Source organism: Mucilaginibacter sp. (assembly GCF_028288225.1).
Lineage (GTDB): Bacteria > Bacteroidota > Bacteroidia > Sphingobacteriales > Sphingobacteriaceae > Mucilaginibacter.
The window spans coordinates 17,347-34,745 of the sequence record NZ_JAQBOC010000039.1 but is presented as its reverse complement, the minus strand read 5'-3'; the positions used below and the strand labels follow the sequence as shown (position 1 = coordinate 34,745).

Annotated in this window: 16 protein-coding genes and 1 pseudogene; 9 read left to right on the top strand and 8 right to left on the bottom strand. The window is 41.6% G+C overall.

The annotated features are described in order from the left end of the window. Nucleotides 1-217 precede the first annotated feature (217 nt). The 3 genes from JWQ54_RS11975 to JWQ54_RS11965 form a co-directional block, all read right to left on the bottom strand. Nucleotides 218-676 (bottom strand): nuclear transport factor 2 family protein, encoded by a 459-nt coding sequence (locus tag JWQ54_RS11975; RefSeq protein ID WP_299584945.1) that lies wholly within the window; start codon nt 674-676, stop codon nt 218-220. Nucleotides 677-741: 65 nt separating this feature from the next. Then, nucleotides 742-1,083 (bottom strand): TfoX/Sxy family protein, encoded by a 342-nt coding sequence (locus JWQ54_RS11970; RefSeq protein ID WP_299584943.1) that lies wholly within the window; start codon nt 1,081-1,083, stop codon nt 742-744. Nucleotides 1,084-1,209: 126 nt separating this feature from the next. Beyond that, nucleotides 1,210-2,121 carry a hypothetical protein gene (locus JWQ54_RS11965; RefSeq protein ID WP_299584941.1) on the bottom strand — a complete coding sequence of 304 codons (912 nt, stop codon included), beginning with the start codon at nt 2,119-2,121 and terminating at the stop codon, nt 1,210-1,212. A gap of 113 nt (nt 2,122-2,234) precedes the next feature. On the opposite strand from JWQ54_RS11965, the gene JWQ54_RS11960 reads away from it, so the two are divergent. From JWQ54_RS11960 to JWQ54_RS11945, 4 genes are all read left to right on the top strand, one after another. Next, nucleotides 2,235-2,816, top strand: a complete 582-nt coding sequence (locus tag JWQ54_RS11960) for an RNA polymerase sigma factor (protein ID WP_299584939.1) — start codon at nt 2,235-2,237, stop codon at nt 2,814-2,816. Between the two features lie 11 nt (nt 2,817-2,827). Continuing rightward, entirely contained in the window at nt 2,828-3,214 is a 387-nt protein-coding gene (locus JWQ54_RS11955) for a hypothetical protein (protein WP_299584937.1), read from the top strand. A gap of 194 nt (nt 3,215-3,408) precedes the next feature. Beyond that, nucleotides 3,409-3,627, top strand: a complete 219-nt coding sequence (locus JWQ54_RS11950; RefSeq protein WP_299584935.1) for a hypothetical protein — start codon at nt 3,409-3,411, stop codon at nt 3,625-3,627. An 11-nt stretch (nt 3,628-3,638) separates the two neighbouring features. Further along, entirely contained in the window at nt 3,639-3,836 is a 198-nt protein-coding gene (locus JWQ54_RS11945; RefSeq protein ID WP_299584933.1) for a hypothetical protein, read from the top strand. A 203-nt stretch (nt 3,837-4,039) separates the two neighbouring features. On the opposite strand, the gene JWQ54_RS11940 is transcribed toward JWQ54_RS11945, so the two are convergent. Continuing rightward, nucleotides 4,040-4,480, bottom strand: a complete 441-nt coding sequence (locus tag JWQ54_RS11940; protein ID WP_299584931.1) for a DUF1572 family protein — start codon at nt 4,478-4,480, stop codon at nt 4,040-4,042. A gap of 290 nt (nt 4,481-4,770) precedes the next feature. Here JWQ54_RS11940 and JWQ54_RS11935 point away from each other — a divergent pair, with 290 nt between their 5' ends. After that, nucleotides 4,771-7,176 carry an ABC transporter permease gene (locus tag JWQ54_RS11935; RefSeq protein ID WP_299584929.1) on the top strand — a complete coding sequence of 802 codons (2,406 nt, stop codon included), beginning with the start codon at nt 4,771-4,773 and terminating at the stop codon, nt 7,174-7,176. Between the two features lie 114 nt (nt 7,177-7,290). Here JWQ54_RS11935 and JWQ54_RS11930 read toward each other — a convergent pair. Next, a pseudogene (locus tag JWQ54_RS11930) lies at nt 7,291-8,379 on the bottom strand (serpin family protein). Between the two features lie 327 nt (nt 8,380-8,706). Then, a complete protein-coding gene (locus tag JWQ54_RS11925; protein WP_299584927.1) occupies nt 8,707-10,374 on the bottom strand; it encodes a glycosyltransferase family 39 protein in 1,668 nt (555 codons plus the stop codon). A gap of 304 nt (nt 10,375-10,678) precedes the next feature. On the opposite strand from JWQ54_RS11925, the gene JWQ54_RS11920 reads away from it, so the two are divergent. The 3 genes from JWQ54_RS11920 to JWQ54_RS11910 all read left to right on the top strand — a co-directional run bounded on the left by JWQ54_RS11920 (nt 10,679) and on the right by JWQ54_RS11910 (nt 13,549). Continuing rightward, nucleotides 10,679-11,545 carry an alpha/beta hydrolase-fold protein gene (locus tag JWQ54_RS11920; protein WP_299584925.1) on the top strand — a complete coding sequence of 289 codons (867 nt, stop codon included), beginning with the start codon at nt 10,679-10,681 and terminating at the stop codon, nt 11,543-11,545. A 106-nt stretch (nt 11,546-11,651) separates the two neighbouring features. Next, complete coding sequence (locus tag JWQ54_RS11915; protein WP_299584923.1) at nt 11,652-12,551, top strand: MBL fold metallo-hydrolase; 900 nt, start codon at nt 11,652-11,654, stop codon at nt 12,549-12,551. Nucleotides 12,552-12,832: 281 nt separating this feature from the next. Further along, complete coding sequence (locus JWQ54_RS11910) at nt 12,833-13,549, top strand: hypothetical protein (RefSeq protein WP_299584921.1); 717 nt, start codon at nt 12,833-12,835, stop codon at nt 13,547-13,549. Between the two features lie 103 nt (nt 13,550-13,652). Here the strand turns inward: JWQ54_RS11910 and JWQ54_RS11905 are convergent, their stop codons facing one another. After that, a complete protein-coding gene (locus tag JWQ54_RS11905; RefSeq protein ID WP_299584919.1) occupies nt 13,653-14,900 on the bottom strand; it encodes an alkaline phosphatase family protein in 1,248 nt (415 codons plus the stop codon). Nucleotides 14,901-15,271: 371 nt separating this feature from the next. Between JWQ54_RS11905 and JWQ54_RS11900 the strand changes: the two genes are divergently transcribed. After that, nucleotides 15,272-15,631, top strand: a complete 360-nt coding sequence (locus JWQ54_RS11900; protein ID WP_299584917.1) for a hypothetical protein — start codon at nt 15,272-15,274, stop codon at nt 15,629-15,631. A gap of 152 nt (nt 15,632-15,783) precedes the next feature. Here JWQ54_RS11900 and JWQ54_RS11895 read toward each other — a convergent pair whose 3' ends face one another. Further along, nucleotides 15,784-17,190 (bottom strand): efflux transporter outer membrane subunit, encoded by a 1,407-nt coding sequence (locus tag JWQ54_RS11895; RefSeq protein WP_299584915.1) that lies wholly within the window; start codon nt 17,188-17,190, stop codon nt 15,784-15,786. Nucleotides 17,191-17,399: the final 209 nt, after the last annotated feature.

The following is a 17,399-nucleotide window of genomic DNA, read 5'->3' as shown; positions in this document are numbered from 1 at the left end:
TTTGTAGTAGGCAGTTGGCAGTAAAATAAAATATCATGTCGAAACAAAATCTAACGTAATGTGAAGGAGTGCGAATAAAAAGGGTGTCATGCTGAGGTACTCGAAGCATGTGCGCATGGGCCTCAGCGCCATGCTTAGCAAGCGGACAGGCCACTGCGCTCACCCTTCGAGTACCTCAGGCTGACACCCTCTTTTACATGGTTTATGTTTTTGCCTCTTAGCTCGAATGATCGTGCAGGATTTTCCATCCATCCTTAGTATGTTGCAACACTAATGAATACCTGCCTGAGCGTTCGGGTAAATTGTTACCGTACAAAGTGAAGCCGCCTGTTAAAAGTGCATAGTCGGCACCCAGCATGCGTACCTGCATATCGGTGTACTTCAGGTTTTGTTTGGGCATTCCATCTTTAAAATACTTTGTTTCATACAAACCCTTTATCCCACCCATCCCGACTGGTCCGGTAGGCATCATCATGGTGGCCGATGGATCATACAGGCTCATAAAAGCGTCAAGATGTCCCTTGTTCCATTCATTTGCCGAATTATTCATGGCATCGGTAATTTCTTTGGAGGCCGTGCCTTGCTGTATTGTTTGAGCATGCATACCAACTGCTGCCAACAAAAAGCATAATATTATTGCTGATTGTTTAAAAATAGCTTTATTAAATATATTCATAACGATGTGTTTAATTTAAATTCAATTGATGAATAAGATCTGGCAACCCTTACAACAACTACAACCTATTTCTTCTTCTTCGATGCCTTAGCTCTCGGATTAAAATCCAATGCAAGCTTTATCCAGTGGTCAAAATCTTTTTGGGTATGAAAAGCCTCTTCGCTTACATAAACATAATCATTCATCACTTTTTCCCGCATTATCATCTGGCGAACGCCGTTTTGCTCCAATACTTTTTCTGTTGCATCTGCACCAATGCGGCACATCATTTCTTCGCCGCTAACACAAACACACATCTTTCCATCAACCATAAAACACACCCCGCGAAACATTTCTTTTTCTTCCACATCAGGCAGGTGGGCCAGGGCTTCTCTTATTCTGTCGGCAAGTTTGGTATTGTAAGCCATTTTATTTAATCATTAGTCATTGTGTCATTAGTTGCTCATGACAACTTATTATTTCATCAACCTAAATTAATAATAAATTTAATAGCTTGTAATGGTTGAGTATTATCAAAAACCTTACCTCATTCACTAATGACCAATGACATAATGACCAATGACCTTCCCTATCCCCGCGAAACTCCTGTAATTCAACGGAAACTCCAATACAACATGTGCCAGGCTCAGTAAAAACAGCCATTTAATACCCAGGTGATAATTATAAAAATAAATGCCCACAGATGCTATCCATACCAGTGTAATTACTATCGCCCATTTTACCGGGATGCGGTGCCAGTTTATTACTCTTGTTTTGCTGAACCAATTGATATAATGATAGGTGTAGGCAAAGGCTATCAGCCGGGTTAAAATAATGCTGGCCGGGTTGGTGTAAATATCAATTGCCTGGCTGCGAAGGCTGGTAGTATTTAAACTTTTAAAATGCCCGTAATTGCTGATGGCCCATTGTGTTGGCACCGTATGCATCCTGGTAAACAAAACACACAACAGCAGCGGGCATAACAGGAATGTAAAAAAAGCAACATAGCCTGAAACATTTTTGTGTTTTAATGCTCCAAACAAAAGGAACGCACCGGTAAACACGTACACATGGATAAGCGTGGGGATGTAAAGACCGAATATTGTTCTTAGTAAATTGTTGGTAAGCAAAAAATAACCCGAGGCAATAAGCAACGTAAAAGCCAGCAAACGGTTAATATTACCTTTAACTGCAAGTAATATGAACGACAGGCCAAAGGTGTAAAAAATAAGATTGGCTGATGGCAGCCTGAACAGCAGGCAAGCAATGGTTATGGCTGCAATATAAAGATAGTCGTATTTTTTTAGGGTGAAGAAGTGCCGGCCCTTAAGCCACGAGATCTCGGTAAGGTAATGTGCCGGGCCGAGAATGGCATAAGACAACAGCACCAGCTCGAACGGAATGAACATGGCCAAACATGCCGAAGCAAGCATGAGGATGGCGTTGAGATAGTTGAGTTTGTTCATTTGTTCACTGGTGTATGACAATATTGGTTTTTAGGTTGATTAACATCTTCCGGACTTTTTAAAAATAACTTAAAATGTTTTCAAAACACAATCGTCTGCTATATTAAATAACGTTGAAGAAATTGATAACCGCCGTAATGCCAGAGGAAAACCACAAGACTATCATACAAGCTATAGGAGCGTATGGTAAAAACTTGCTGGGCTTTATCAGGCGCAGGGTTAAAAACGATGCCGACGCCGAAGACATTCTGCAGGATGTTTGGTACCAGTTTAGCTCGGTTATTAATTCGGAGCCTATTGAGCAAACCGGGGCCTGGCTTTACCGGGTAGCCCGTAATAAAATACTTGACAAGCATAAAAAGCATACTGAAGTTTTGATGGATGATATGCTTGCAGGGGATGAGGATGACGATGAAGCACCGGACTTTAAAGCCATCCTGATGACGGAAGCAACCACGCCCGAAACGGAGTATGTGCGCAACCTTTTTTGGGAGCAGTTATTTATTGCGCTTGATGAGTTGCCACCGCAGCAAAGGCAGGTATTTATGTGGCACGAGCTGGATGATATCCCTTTTAGCGAAATTGCCGAAAATACCGGCATAAATGTGCAAACACTGGTATCGCGCAAACGGTATGCGGTAGTGCATCTGCGCAAACGGTTAAAACAATTGTACGAGGAAATTACACAATATTAAAAATTAAAGACATGAGATCATTTTTTTATAAAAGGCGGTTTTTATTTATTCCACTGGCAGTAGCCGCCATACTGTCGCTTGTCAGCTTTGTAGTGATGAATTTGTGGAACTATTTACTGCCAGGCATATTGCACGTTGGTGTAATTACCTTTTGGCAGGCTATGGGCATATTTATTTTATGCAAAATCCTTTTCGGTTTTGGCAAGGGCGGCGGTCCCGGCAGGGGCAACTGGATGCGCCACCGTATGGAAGAACGCTTTAAAAACATGACGCCCGACGAACGTGAAAAGTTTAAAGAAAAGATGCAAAACTGCGGTCACGGCCGTTGGGGCAGGCACGGCGGTCATCCCTATGAAAAATATTGGGATGATGTTAAAAGTGAGGAGAAGGAGTCCTGAGTTCCGAGTCCTGAGTCTATAGTCCAGAGTCGGAAAATGTTTGACTCAGGACTATCGACTCAAGACTTAGAACTATAAGCCGAGACTATCGGCTAAAAAATAAAACAAGGCTTTTGTCCAATATCTTAATTCTCAATAGTTATTAAGTGATGAATACCAATAATTAATGACCACTGACTAATAACCACTGACCAATGACTGACATATTGATATTTATAACAAGCGTTGAAAAACCCGAACAGGTTAGCGAGGTAAAGCCCCTGCTAACCGCTGTTCCGGCAATTACCGGCTGGAATTTCGACCTGGAAGATTGTGACAACATCTTGCGGATAGAGGCCAGCAATATTTCGCCCCGGTATATCGAAACACTGCTGCAAACGGCAGGCTACGATTGCCGCGAGCTGGAGTATTAAGTTACTTGCCTATGAAAGCATCAACCGAAAGAAAAGTGATCCGCTGGCTGCATATTCTGTTGAGTATCCCGGTTATCGGCTATATCTACGGTCCGGTTGCACAGCTGCATTATGCCGCCATAGCGGTACGATGGGTGTTTTTCCCTGTCATTATATTATCAGGCTTCTGGCTGTGGAAAGGGCATTGGTTTAAGGGGCTGTGGCGATAGAACCGCAGCAAAAAGCTGTCATGCTGGCACCCGAAGCATGTGGGCAAAGGCTTCTGCGCCTACCCTTCCCTTCGATAAACTCAGGGCACGCTTGTGCCTGCCAATGACACATTGTATAAAATACTGATTATAAACAATTTATAATATGTCATTTTCAATGCGATTGTTTGCACGCAAAAATAGTTTACTTAGGGTGACTCCGCTTACCCCTCCAGCATCCGCCTCAAATAATTCACCTGCCCTAAATGGTAGTTTAAATGGCCGTGAAAATAAACAAGATAATAAGCGGTGCTTTTTTGCCCGTTAACTTCAAGCGGATAGGTTTCGTCAAGCTTTTGCTGACTGATGTTGGTTAAACTGGTTTTTACCACCTCAATTAAATTATCAATGCCGGTAATAAGCTCCTGGCGTGGTACATCCGTTACCGAAAATTCACGCTCGCGGTTCCGTACATAGCCGGTATTCCCTATTTTGGTGCCGATGCAAAAATTAAGGTTGCCCGTTAAATGTAGCACCAGCGTACCCGCAGAGTTGCTTATGCCATCGGTTTTACGCCAGATGTTATAATCATCTTTAAAGTTTTTTATCTCGTCGCGCAGTTTTAAAAGATCGCGTTCATAAAGTTCGGCCAAATAGTTTTCCATCACTTTGTTGTTTAACTTGGTGCGGTGCAATATAATAACCTATTATTTATCTGAATGTAATTTTATTTAAGCCTCAGTGTACTTTGTGCCTTCTTAGCGGCCTCAGTGTTTAAAATTTAACCGCAAAGGTCACGGAGCAGGCACAGAGATGCAGAGAGCTTTTTAATTCAAACATAGAGAGGGTGGTTTTAACATTTGAGTTAAAAATTGTTAATGTTTTTATGCTGATAAGTTTATTACCTAATTTTGGTCTGCATCTGGTTATACCTTAACACAAAAAATCACGAAATATGCTGCAAAATTACTTCACAATGGCATGGCGGAGTCTCTGGAAAAACAAGGGCTTCTCTATTATCAATATTTTAGGGCTCTCAGCCGGCATTGCCTTTGCCCTGCTAACAGGCGCCTATGTTTGGAGTGAATTACAGGTAAATCATGACCTTAAAAATGCAGATAATCAATACATTATTAAAAGCAAATGGAAAGACCCAAGTATGGGCCCCGAGTTTACTACCATTGCACAGTTGCCCAAAACATTAAAGGAGATGTATCCTACCCTGGTTGCCAATTACTTCCATTGGGATGGTGTAGGGTCTATTGTTTCAAAAGGCGAAAAGCATTTCAGAGAAAGTATCCAGGTTTGCGACAGTACAATGTTAAACATGTATGGCTTTGGTTTATTACACGGCGATGCACAAAAGGCCTTTACTGATCCGTTTTCGGCAGTGGTAACAGAAAAGCTGGCAATTAAGTATTTCGGTAAAACTGATGTTGTAGGCCAAACCATCACTATTGAAAGTTTTAAGGGCGAAAAGCATGATTTCACCATCTCGGGGGTGTTAAACAAAATCCCCAAAAACTCGGTAACTAACATTAACGATGATAATAAAAACGATATTTTTTTGCCGGCCAAGGCAGCTGATTTTTTAGGCCGGAATATGGATGGCTGGAACAATACTATCCTGGTTGGATACATCGAGTTAAAAAAAGGAGTTACCCCGGCGGATCTTGAGCAACCTATGCGACACCTGGTAAAAGAAAATGCGCCACAGCAAATAAGTGATAATCTTACACCTTACCTGGTGCCTTTAAAATCGTATTATTTGGATGCCAATAACGGGGTGGTAAAAAAAATGCTTTATACATTAACCATAATAGCGGTTTTTATATTGTTGATGGCCGTTATTAACTTTATAAACATTTGTATAGGCCGTTCATCATTCCGGATGAAAGAAATGGGAATTCGAAAAGTACTTGGGGGGCTAAAAAAGCAGTTGGTGTGGCAGTTTTTGATAGAGTCGACCATTTTGGTAATGCTGGCTACAGTAATAGCAATGGCAATTTATCTGCTTGCCCGCCCATATTTCAGCGATGTTTTGGGTAAAGAAATAACCGGGCTTTTCTCGTTTCCTTTATACATGTATTGTATACTACTTGTGTTTGCACTCTTTTTAGGCATTCTTTCGGGTATTTATCCAGCATTGGTACTTTCGTCATTAAAATCAGTGGAGTCATTAAAGGGGAAATTAAGCTCAGTAAAAGAAAGTGTATTATTTCGCAAAGTATTGGTTGGGTTTCAATTTGGCACGGCCGCCCTTGTTTTTATTGTTGCCATAGTCGTTTCGCAGCAGGTAACACTTTTTCTAAACGGCAACCTTGGCTTTAATAAAGACTACATTGTTTATGCCCAGGTACCTCGTGACTGGTCTGATAAAGGCGTTAAAAAAATGCAAGCCATCCGCCACCAGCTTGCACAAATGCCCCAGGTAAGCAGCCTCTCATTATCATGGGAGATCCCCCAGGAAGGTGGTGGCGGATATCAGTTGTATCGCCAGGGTACAGATCCCCAAAAAGCGATAACTATTGATGGATTGGCAACAGATAACCAATATGCAACTACGTATGGCATTCCACTTTTAGCAGGCATGTTTTTTACACCACAATATACTCCGGGCGATTCAGCCAAAATAGTTATTAATCAAACAGCCTCAAAAGCGTTGGGCTGGATTGATCCTAAAGATGCTGTTGGGCAATTGGTAAATGTGCCGGGCCTGGCTACACCTTTAACAATTTGTGGTGTTACTGCCGATTTTCATTTAGGCTCTATGAAGTGGCAAACCGGGCCAATTAGTTTTACAAATGTTAATTTTACCCATTTTTACCGCTACTTTTCAATTAAGCTAAAACCTGGAAATATACAGGATAACATACAAGCTCTGCAAAAGCAATGGGGCATATTATTGCCCAACGAGCCGTTTGAATATCATTTTATGGATGAAGCCGTAGCAAAACTTTATACTACTGAGATTCAGTTAAAAAAGGCCTCATTTATGGCTACTGTTTTAGCAATAACTATTGTTCTGCTGGGTGTTTTGGGCCTTATATCACTAAGCATTCAAAAACGGACAAAAGAGATCGGCATCCGCAAAGTGCTTGGATCATCCGTACCAGGCATTATCAATCTTTTTTTGAAAGAGTTTTTGGGGATAGTTTTTATAGCGGGGATAGTATCCTGTCCGCTGGCGTATTTAATTATGCACAACTGGCTTAATGGCTATGCATACAGAATAACAATTACCGGCTACCCGTTTATGCTATCAATTTTACTGCTTACTATATTAACCGTTGTATTAATAACGCTGCAAACTATTAAAGCGGCCATAAGTAATCCGGTAAAAAGTTTGAGGACGGAGTAACCCTCCGCCCCCTGAAGGGGAGTTTCGCCTCGGATTTTTCCGGGGTGGAAAAATATTAGTTGGGGAGGCAAGAAGCTATTCAAAAAAAACTCCCCTTTCAGGAGGGCTATAGGGCTATTTCGTTGGATCATTAACTGTACCCGCAAACAAGATGAGCCCGCTGCTCATTTCTCTTATTGCAAATGCAAATGGATGATCAATAGTAACAGTTTTAGGTATTAAAACACTGGTTGGCACTATACCTACAGATGTCGCCGCTGCTGCTGTAGTACCGCTTTCATCAATATCAACAAAAGCTTTGTGTTTTACCTCGCTTATTTTAAGGTTGCCGCCTGCATTTATTAATGAAAAATCGGCGTTATCAGTAAAGGCAATTCCCATACCCAAATTTATTAACGCATTATTTAATGTAACATTGTAACTAAACTTAAATTTTGGCAATGAAAGTTCGCTGTTAAGCGCTGTTAATCTTTTAGTTAAGCTTTGCCATTTAGCCGGGTCCAGGCTATTTACAACATCTTTAAGCGGTGCTCCGTCTGTTGGCATTATAATAACCATGCTATACTTTTTATCAGAATAAGGTAACTCAAATATAGTTATATTTCCTTCAGCGTTATAACTGTAATCTTTGGTTCCAGTCATAAAACTGGCCTGCACCTGGCTGCCATCTGTTTTATAAAATGGTTTTGGCCTGGTCTTAGCCGGATCGAATTTTTGATTCCAGCTGCTTTTAAAATAAATGGCATTAACCAGGTACATAACAGCCTGCGGATCTAACTGATCAATAATATCCGGTATTTTTCCACCGGTATTGTCTTTTACCCAATTGTTTACAGTATTTATCGATGACTGATTGTTAAAATCAAGAGCTTGTATCCGCGCATTAAAATCATCATTATTGGTTTTCAGGAAAGCCGGCAGTACATCAAAACCTTGTTTGTACCAAATGGAGTTAGCAATTTTAAGCGTAGTATTAGGATTAAGCAGCGGCAGGTTGGTGATGAGGTTATTGTAATAATTGTTTACCTGCTACTGTGTAAGGCCTGCAAAATTCAAAGTATTCCGGATCGCATCAAGCGTTTGGCCGTTAGCCCCATTGCTGGTCATCCCAAGGGCAAAACTCACACTCAGGGTCGATACAAACAAGTTGGCATTTGAAGTATTTGCGCTGCTTAAGTTTTTAAACAGGTTTAGGGAAAACACATTGTCCGCTGTAACTTTTTGTTCCTCAAAAGATAAAAGTACCAGGTTCTTTCCCTTAGGAAGGGGTGTTACATTGTTTTTTTGCAGGAAGCAATAACAATTAGCAAAAAGCTTAATACTAACAACGGAGTTTTGTGTTTTACCATCATAAAACAATAAGGAATAACTAATTTATTTTCACCTGGTATTAACATTACGGGGATGGAGGGGGAAATGATACAGGGGGTGAAAAAATGTTCGGTCAAAAAAGTTGATTGTTGCATGGCGACGAGTTCACTCCCGACGAGCAACAACCACCTGCGGCGGAAAGAGGAAGAAATAACTTGACTAATCCACCTTAACAACCACCATCTGCTCTAATTCCTTATCTCTTGTTTTTTTGTTTAAAAAAGATAGGTTCAGCCTCGTAACCCAATATCGCTGAAAACTATCCAGTGTTTGGGTGTGTATGCCCCTGGCATTTAATCCCTTTATCTTACCAGCTGTAGTGTATAACAAAAATGGTTTTGCCGGTAGCCCCTGTTTCGTATCGTTAAAATTAATAACCGGCTTATTATTGTAAAACTCAAAGGGCGTAGCGTTATCATCTATAACTGCGGCAACGGGCAGGTTACGTGGGTTATGATTATTTATCCACACGGCAGCTTCGCTACTAGTTTGGTAGCGCATTAATGACGGGTAAAAGGAAAGGTTAAGGTACAGGTTAACAATAAATGAAACCAGCAGCGTGCGGAGCGCAATTTTTTGATAGCCGTGGATCCTGATAAACTTCGAAAAAAACACAAGCATTATAAAAAGTATCAGTAGTGTTAAAGCGGTGAACCAGCTAAATATTTCGGGTCTGAAAAAGTAGTGGAGGGCGGTTATTAGCAGCAGCATAAGACTAATAACAACAGCCTGTACAATTGCAATGGCCCGAATAGTTTTTTTGTTGGATAAATAGCTTAGATATTGAGCCGTAATAATGGCAAAAAACGGGAACACAATGTTTAAATAATGCGGCAGTTGAAACCCTGATGCTGAAAAAAGCAGGAAAGTAAGCAACGCCCCGCTAATGCAATACCACTCCATAGTCTTCGCATATTTGAAACCTTTTTTTATAAATTGAAAAACAGCTGCAAACATTATAAGCGACCATGGTAAAAATGCCCAAAGAGCGGTATGTACAAAAAACAAAGGGTCGCCGTGGCCTTTTATGGGGCCGGTGTTAAAGAAACGGCCAAACTGGCTGTCCCAAAAGAAAAACCGGATCCCTGATACGCCCTTTTGCCCAAAAATCACCTTCTCCGGATGGAGGTCAAATTGCCGGTACAGGCACCAAAGCTCGGGCAGGATAAATATTGCAATCAATACAGCTGCTATAAGCCAGCGTAAATTGAAGAGGGAGCGCCATTGCCGGGTAATGATAAAGTGCCCTGCTACTGCACCGCCAATAGGTACCAGGGCAAACATACCCTTCGTCATGATAGCGCAGGCGGTAAAAACGCAACCTGCGAGCAGCTGCCAAAAACTATTGCTGGTATGGGCTTTATAAAAATGATAAACAGCGGCAACAATTAGTCCGGTTAAATAAGGTTCGGCACGCACATCGTTATTTGATAGTACAATGTGCTGGGCGGTAAGCAATATCAGCACGCTCCATAAAGCAACTTGTTTATTGTACAACTCTTTAGCAAACAGCCAGGTATAAAATGCACCCATCATTAAAAACATGATGCCCGGTAATTTATAAGCCCAGGTAGTAAAGCCGAACAGTTTAAATGAAAGTGCCGTTACCCAAAAAGGAAAATGAGGCTTATCAAGCCAGTCGGTACCATGATAGATAAGCTGTGCAAAATCATTCCGCTGAACCATCGTTTTTGAAATAAGCGCATAAATGGCCGCATCCGGACTTTGAACAGGAATAAATAACCCGCTGAAATTTATCAAAACAGCCAGCCCGGTAAAAAGGTAGAGTAACTTGTTTTGAGCAGATATTGGGTTTTTGTCCGTCATAGTTAAGGGTGGATAAAGGTAACGAGATTTTGGGTAAATGTTTTCTTCTTCATTTTCTTTGCAAACATTTAGTCTCAGTGATCTTTGTGCCTCCTTAGCGGCCTTTGCGGTTATTTTTTTACCGCAGAGTTTACAGAGGAGGCACAGAGCACACGGAGGTTTAGAAACATTATATTATTAATCAATCTTACAATTGCACTTTTGAGATAACACCGAAGCGGGGTATATCAACATTTTTACACTAAATTTATAAGGTTAAACAATATATCCCCGATATTGAAACACAAACCAATCAACCTTAATTATGGAAAGATCCTTCAAACTGCTGGCCCTTGTATTGCTGCTTTGTCCGGCACTGTTATCGGCACAAACAGGTAAGGTTTACGACAACCTTTCAGTACAAAGCAAAATATTAAAAAGCGACCGTAAATACGCAGTTTACCTGCCTGCGGGCTATGAAACATCCGACCGCAGCTACCCCATCCTGTACCTGCTGCATGGCAGTGGCGACGACCAAACCGGCTGGGTACAGTTTGGCGAGGTATTAAACATAACTGATAAAGCGATTGCCGATGGCATTGCTACCCCCATGATAATTGTTATGCCTGATGCCAATACAGGTCGCAAAGGGTATTTTAATGATATTAAAGGCGACTGGAACTATGAGGATTTCTTTTTTAAAGAACTGGTGCCGTTTGTTGAAAAGAAATACCGGGTAAAAAGCGATAAGCGCTTTCGGGCAATAGCCGGCCTGTCAATGGGTGGTGGCGGCTCCTTTATGTACGCACTGCATCATCCGGAAATGTTTTCGTCTGCCTGTCCGCTCAGTGCATCGGTTGGGCCGCTAACTTTGGAGGATGCCCGCACATTCATCACCAAAAATAATCCCGGCATTGCTGACTCACTGATAGTGAAGTATTATAACCAGCATAGTGCAATAGCGTTGGTTAATAATATGCCCGACAGTCAGAAGAAAGCCGTGCGCTGGTATATTGATGATGGCGACGATGATTTTTTGTATGAGGGAAATTGCCTGGTGCATATTGCCATGCGTAAGAAAGACATCCCGCACGAGTTCCGGATCCGCGATGGCGCCCATACCTGGACGTACTGGCGCGCATCATTGCCAAACGTGCTGGAGTTTGTATCGCAGGCATTTCACCAGTATTAATCGACAAACAGGCAACCGTAATAGAAAGAATATCGTCATAACTAATAATTATTTATGTCTAATTTTAACTAATCTCTAATCAACCAACCTCTAATCTCTAACTACCATGGAACGCCGTCAATTTTTAAGAAACACCGCATTAACAGCAGGTTCGCTTGCATTATTAGGAAGAAAAAGCTTTGCAGCAATGCTGGCCGACCCAGCTTACCAGTTTAAACCCCTGCGCCATAATGTAGGCATGTTTGCCGAGCAGGGCGGAACTATTGCCTGGCTGGTAAATAAAGAAGGTATTGTAGTTGTAGATGCTGAATTTCCTGATCCGGCAAAGCACCTCATCGCCGAATTAAAAAAACAATCAGATCTGCCTTTTGAGTGGCTGATAAATACCCATCACCACGGCGACCATACCGGTGGTAATATCTCGTTTAAAGGCATTGCAAAAAATGTGGCTGCCCATGCCAATTCGCTGACCAATCAAAAAGCGGTAGCGGTAAAAAATAATAAAGAAGACCAGCAACTGTATCCGGATACAACTTTTACCGATACCTGGAAGGTTAAAGTAGGGGATGAGCATATTACTGCGTATTACTTTGGCACCGGCCACACCAATGGCGATGCCATGATCCACTTTGAAAATGCCAATATTGTGCACACCGGCGATTTGGTATTTAACCGTCGCTATCCCTTTGTGGATAATAGCGCAGGGGCATCAGTAAAACATTGGCCGGTAGCTTTGGAGCAGGCAACAAAAAAGTTTGATAAGAATACCATGTTTGTGTTCGGCCATGCTTTTGATCCGCAGAAAGTTACCGGTACCATGGAAGATGTTAAAGCTATGCAGGATTTTATGGAGAAGCTGGAGGCCTACGTATCAGGCGCGGTTAAAGCAGGCAAAACTAAAGACGAGATAATGGCCGCTACCTCCATTCCCGGTGTAACCGAATGGCAGGGCGATGGGATTCAGCGCGGGATCACAGCTGCTTATGAGGAATTAACAACAACATAAACACTAATTTCACGAATTGAATCGAATTTCACGAATTAAGCGCGCTTGATGGCTAAAACTTCATGTCCTCGCAGGTCTGCCAGAGGCGACCCTGCGGTGTATGAATTTCATGTTGACCAAATAGCCGGCGGCATTGTAATGAATTTTTGGTAACCACATACACAGAGGGTAGAGTAGCATCTAAATCTACGGAAACGAAAGGAGCAGTTTTTCAATAAAGTAACTTTCACACATTTCTAAAAATTGATTAGCTTTAGCTTTCGGCCTTATTAACAAATAATATGATGAAATTCCTACCAGCTCTATTGCTTCTTGCCTTTTTTATCCCGACAAATAAAAACTCCACTTCAAAAGAAGTACTAACCCGCATGTATAAAAAATACCATGGTACCTGGCATAAATCGCTAAAGTTTAACCAAACTACTAAGCGTTTCAGGAATGATAGTTTGATAAAAACTGATACATGGTACGAAACCATTGTGTACCCTGACCTGCTTCGGATTGATATCGGCTCGGCAAAAAGCGCCAATGGCATCCTGTTCAGACATGATTCAACCTACGTGTTTCGTAACAATAAAATAGTGCGGAGTGCAAAGGACGAAAATGAGCTGATATTTTTCCTGGGCGGGATGTATTTTAAAACGTTCGACCAGGTGCTGTCGCATTTTGCTGAGCTGCATTATGATCTTTCAAAATTCCATACCTCAACCTGGAAAGGTAAACCGGTTTATGTTTTAGGGGCTGATAAAGATGACGATAAGGTAAACCAGCTTTGGATTGATCAGGAAAAGATGGTAGCCGTACGGTTTTTAAAGTACGATAAGGATACCAAAGAGGAGGGAACCTTTGAAGATCAGATTCCGCTTAAAGGCGCGTGGAGCGAAACCAAATGCAAGTTTTTCATAAACGATAAGCTGCTGCAAACCGAAACCTATCATGATGTGGTTGCCGGTGAGCCTGTTGATATGAGCATTTTTGAACCGGGGTTGCTGAAGTAAAACCGGTGATTTTTTTGAAAGAATTGCGCTGATTAAAAACACGTCATTGCGAGTAGCCTTCAGGGATCCCCCTGATAGTTCCTTGCAATAACGTGATGGGGAACTACTTAGTCTCCTTACCCCCAATAATAACCCATCTGTTCACTATATTACCTGGTGCTTCAATACAAACTTTATAAAATGCCGATGACAGATCTTTAACTGATACCAGTGCATGTTGCGCATTTACCGGTACTTCAGCTAATAGCTTATAATCATCCGGCTTGCCATCTTTAAAATTGTTGGAAGCAGCAACCCAGATCTTTGCATTGCCTTTTTGATCAAGGGCTTTCCATGATACATCAATATTACCCTGAACATAAGTTGCCTGCGGAATGGCTACTGACACCGGGCCAATAAGGGATGTGCCGTCAGCCTCGCGTAATTGCGCAACAGGTATTTTGATGTTCATGAATTTTATGATAGACGGTGTAATATCAATAATACCCGGTGTGTAGTATTGTGCATAATTATTAAGCGGATGATAGCTGGTTACCATCCATGTATTACGCTGTCTTGCCGACTGCCCGCCATGGTCCTTCCCGTTTTGCTCACTACGGCCATGATCAGTAGTTACAAATATTACCCAATCCTCGTTAAAATGCTTTTGACGATACTGGATGGCTTGCCAGATGCGGCCAATCTGGCTGTCCATTTTCTCAATGGCATTATAATATTGCGGACTATCGCCATATCCATGGCCCATATCATCAGTATATTCCAAATAAACCCAGCTCAGGTCGGGGCCTTTATCCTTAACGCATGCCGCGGCTGCATTGGCTACCTGCTCGTCTATAAGGTGCATGTAGTTGCCGGCCTTATCATGCGGAAACTTTACGGTATCCAGTTCATAGCCGTCAAAAGCATAATCAATTTTATAGCTGCCGGTTTCAGGGCCTTCGCCAACAAGTTTGGTTCGGTTGTCAGTCCAGCTCGAAAATATGGCTGTCTTTTTTGCCGGATCAGCATTTTTAACCATCCGGAATATGGTCCAGTAGTTATAATCGGGCGCTTTTATATCATTGCCCCAAACGTTGTGTTTATTTACCCACGTGCTTGTAAGCAGGCTATTATAGCCATTGGCCGATATGGTAGGTGTTTGTGAATAACCACCCTTCTCGCCGCCAACATAAGCCCGAAGGTATTGGCCCTGTGCGGCTATTGTTTTCAAATTTGGCGTGTTTAATTTTTCTATCACATCGGCAGGGATCCCGTCGGCAATTATAAATAAGGCCTTCTTGGTTCTGTTCTGTGAAAATCCGCTGATGGCGATCATTAATAATGGTAATAACAACCATTTTACTTTATTCATACTATACAATGTTTAATGCGGCTAAATTAAGACCTTTAAGCAAATGTAAATATTAACGGTGTGTTATTTTATTAAGAGGTAGGGGTGAAATTTGAAGTAGATTTTTTAATCCCTCTCTCTGCGTAAATAGGGCAAAAAAAGCGCCCATCCTACAAGCAACCGAAATACACCGATAAACAGCGGTAATCAATCGATAAAATCGTATTATTCACATTATTAGTACTTTACAAGCGTTTGTAGGATGAAATATCCCTTTTGTCTATTTATAAAAGGTGCTGGTCTATTAAGTTTTTTTAGTGTTTAAAGTTGTTGTTCCTTTGAATTGTAAAACGATAACAAAAACATTCACATACATTAAAAAAATTAAGATCATGAAAAATTCAATCAAATTAACAGCACTATTTTTACTGGCAACAACAGGCTTATTTGCAGCAGTACCAGCAAAAGCTTTAAAGACAGATGTGCCATCAGTAATTATTTCTCCACTGGCTTTACATAAAGGGATTGCAGTAAAAGCTGCCGGTTCAAAATCAATCGTAATGATTTACGACCAGGATAAAAACGTACTGCGTAAAGATGTATTGGCAAGCAACACCTCAAAAGGCTATGTTTTAAATGCACTTGAAAACGGCGATTATACCATGGAAATTACTTCAAACAAAAAAACCGTTAAAAAGAACATCCATGTTTATAACGAAGGTAAAACCAAAACATTTATTGTTCAGCAATAATAATTGATAACCCCTTATACTATAAAGCATCGCTTCTTTTGAGGCGATGCTTTTTTTGACTAAGATTTGTAGGATTAGTAAGATTATAAGATTAAGATATGCAGAAGATGTTTGCGGATACGAATCCTAAAATCTTACTAATCCTATAAATCTTAGTTCCACCCTCCGCCAAGTGCCCTATACAAATTAACAACAGCCTGCAATTGCTGCAACCTGTCATTAACTCCATCCAATTGAGCGGCTAACAGGTTTTGTTCAGAAGTTAACACATCGGTGTAGTTGGTTGCCGAACTGTAGCGTAAAAGCTCCTGTGTATAATCAACCGCTTTAGTAAGGGCGGCTATTTGTTTGCTGCGGGCTCCACCTTTTTCGCTAGCAGTTTGGTAGGCATAAAGAGCATTTGACACTTCCTGCCCTGCTACCAACAGGCTTTGCTGAAAATTGTACAATGATTCCAGTTGTTGCGCCTGGGCAGTTTTTAACCTTGCTTTGTTAATGCCCTGGTTAAATATAGGCTGGGTTAAACCTGCCGCCAGGTTGTAAAATACCGATCCTACAAAAAAGTCTTTCAACTGTAAATTCGACCATCCGCCGCTGGCAGTAATGGTTAACGATGGGTAAAAATAAGTACGTGCCAGGTTGGTGTTTTCAAAAGCGCTGTGAAAAGCATATTCAGCTTGCTGCACATCGGGACGATTTTTTAATAATTGAGATGGGATGCCGGTTTGCAGGCTGTCAATTTGTTTCTGGGCCTCAAGTTTCGATCTGTTTAATGCACCGGGAGGACGGCCAACCAGTATATCAATAGCATTTTCCGTTTCGCGGATGCTTCTTTTTATATCGGGAATAGCAACTTCTGCAGCATAGCGGTTGGCTTCGCTTTGTACAACTGCTGCTCCGTTCACTACTGCTCCTTCCTTAAGCGACTTCATGGTTTCAACATCCTTTATCCGGTTTTGCAAAGTGCGGGATGTAATTTCAAGTTCTTTATCAAGCGCGAGCAGAATGTAATAGTTATTGGCAATATCTGCTATCAGCTGGGTTTGTACGGCTCTTTTAGCGGCGTCGGTTTGTAAAAGTGTGTTGAATGCCGCTCTTTTGGCGCTGCTCAGCTTTCCCCAAATATCCGCCTCCCATGATGAGTTAAGCCCCAATTGGTACGAAGTAGTTAAAGTGCTGACAGTAGTTCCGGGAGGATAATTCAAACTTGCCGCTGATAGCTTTGACCGTGTTGCATTTGCACCGGCGCTCAGGTTGGGTAGCAAAGCCGCTTTGCTTTGTCCTAATGTCGCCTGTGCCTCATAAATCTTTTGTACTGCTATCTTTAAGTTAAGATTATTGTAAAGTCCTTCGTGGATCAACGCTTTCAAAACAGTATCAGTAAACATACTTTCCCATGGCATGGCGGCAATGGTTGTGGTATCGGTAGTTTGCTGGTTACGATAAAGGTCGGCAGTATTAAGGTCGGGCCGCTGGTAAGTCTTAGTTATCTTACAGGAGAGTGCCGTACTCAATAAAGCGAACGTTAAAAAAGTATATTTTATGTAGATTCTGTTCATTGTTTAAATCTCTTAACTGGTCTCCATTCAGGGGACTCCGCTGGAGTCCGTAAACTATTTTGTTTTTTTTATAAATAGGAGGCTCCGACGGAGCCGCTGATACGATCAATTTATATTTTTTTGCTCCATCGGAGCATCCTGTTTATAGCTAAACCGTAGCCCATTGCCAGGCTCCATGGGAGCCTCCTTCTGGTACAGGACATACCGTT

What these genes read in the sequence shown, in the direction of transcription:
- JWQ54_RS11965 (WP_299584941.1), bottom strand. Translation starts at nt 2,121, where the DNA reads ATGAACAAACTCAACTATCTCAACGCCATCCTCATGCTTGCTTCGGCA.
- JWQ54_RS11895 (WP_299584915.1), bottom strand. Translation starts at nt 17,190, where the DNA reads ATGAACAGAATCTACATAAAATATACTTTTTTAACGTTCGCTTTATTG.
- JWQ54_RS11915 (WP_299584923.1), top strand. Translation starts at nt 11,652, where the DNA reads ATGGAACGCCGTCAATTTTTAAGAAACACCGCATTAACAGCAGGTTCG.
- JWQ54_RS11970 (WP_299584943.1), bottom strand. Translation starts at nt 1,083, where the DNA reads ATGGCTTACAATACCAAACTTGCCGACAGAATAAGAGAAGCCCTGGCC.
- JWQ54_RS11975 (WP_299584945.1), bottom strand. Translation starts at nt 676, where the DNA reads ATGAATATATTTAATAAAGCTATTTTTAAACAATCAGCAATAATATTA.
- JWQ54_RS11935 (WP_299584929.1), top strand. Translation starts at nt 4,771, where the DNA reads ATGCTGCAAAATTACTTCACAATGGCATGGCGGAGTCTCTGGAAAAAC.
- JWQ54_RS11950 (WP_299584935.1), top strand. Translation starts at nt 3,409, where the DNA reads ATGACTGACATATTGATATTTATAACAAGCGTTGAAAAACCCGAACAG.
- JWQ54_RS11955 (WP_299584937.1), top strand. Translation starts at nt 2,828, where the DNA reads ATGAGATCATTTTTTTATAAAAGGCGGTTTTTATTTATTCCACTGGCA.
- JWQ54_RS11900 (WP_299584917.1), top strand. Translation starts at nt 15,272, where the DNA reads ATGAAAAATTCAATCAAATTAACAGCACTATTTTTACTGGCAACAACA.
- JWQ54_RS11925 (WP_299584927.1), bottom strand. Translation starts at nt 10,374, where the DNA reads ATGACGGACAAAAACCCAATATCTGCTCAAAACAAGTTACTCTACCTT.
- JWQ54_RS11945 (WP_299584933.1), top strand. Translation starts at nt 3,639, where the DNA reads ATGAAAGCATCAACCGAAAGAAAAGTGATCCGCTGGCTGCATATTCTG.
- JWQ54_RS11905 (WP_299584919.1), bottom strand. Translation starts at nt 14,900, where the DNA reads ATGAATAAAGTAAAATGGTTGTTATTACCATTATTAATGATCGCCATC.
- JWQ54_RS11920 (WP_299584925.1), top strand. Translation starts at nt 10,679, where the DNA reads ATGGAAAGATCCTTCAAACTGCTGGCCCTTGTATTGCTGCTTTGTCCG.
- JWQ54_RS11940 (WP_299584931.1), bottom strand. Translation starts at nt 4,480, where the DNA reads ATGGAAAACTATTTGGCCGAACTTTATGAACGCGATCTTTTAAAACTG.
- JWQ54_RS11910 (WP_299584921.1), top strand. Translation starts at nt 12,833, where the DNA reads ATGATGAAATTCCTACCAGCTCTATTGCTTCTTGCCTTTTTTATCCCG.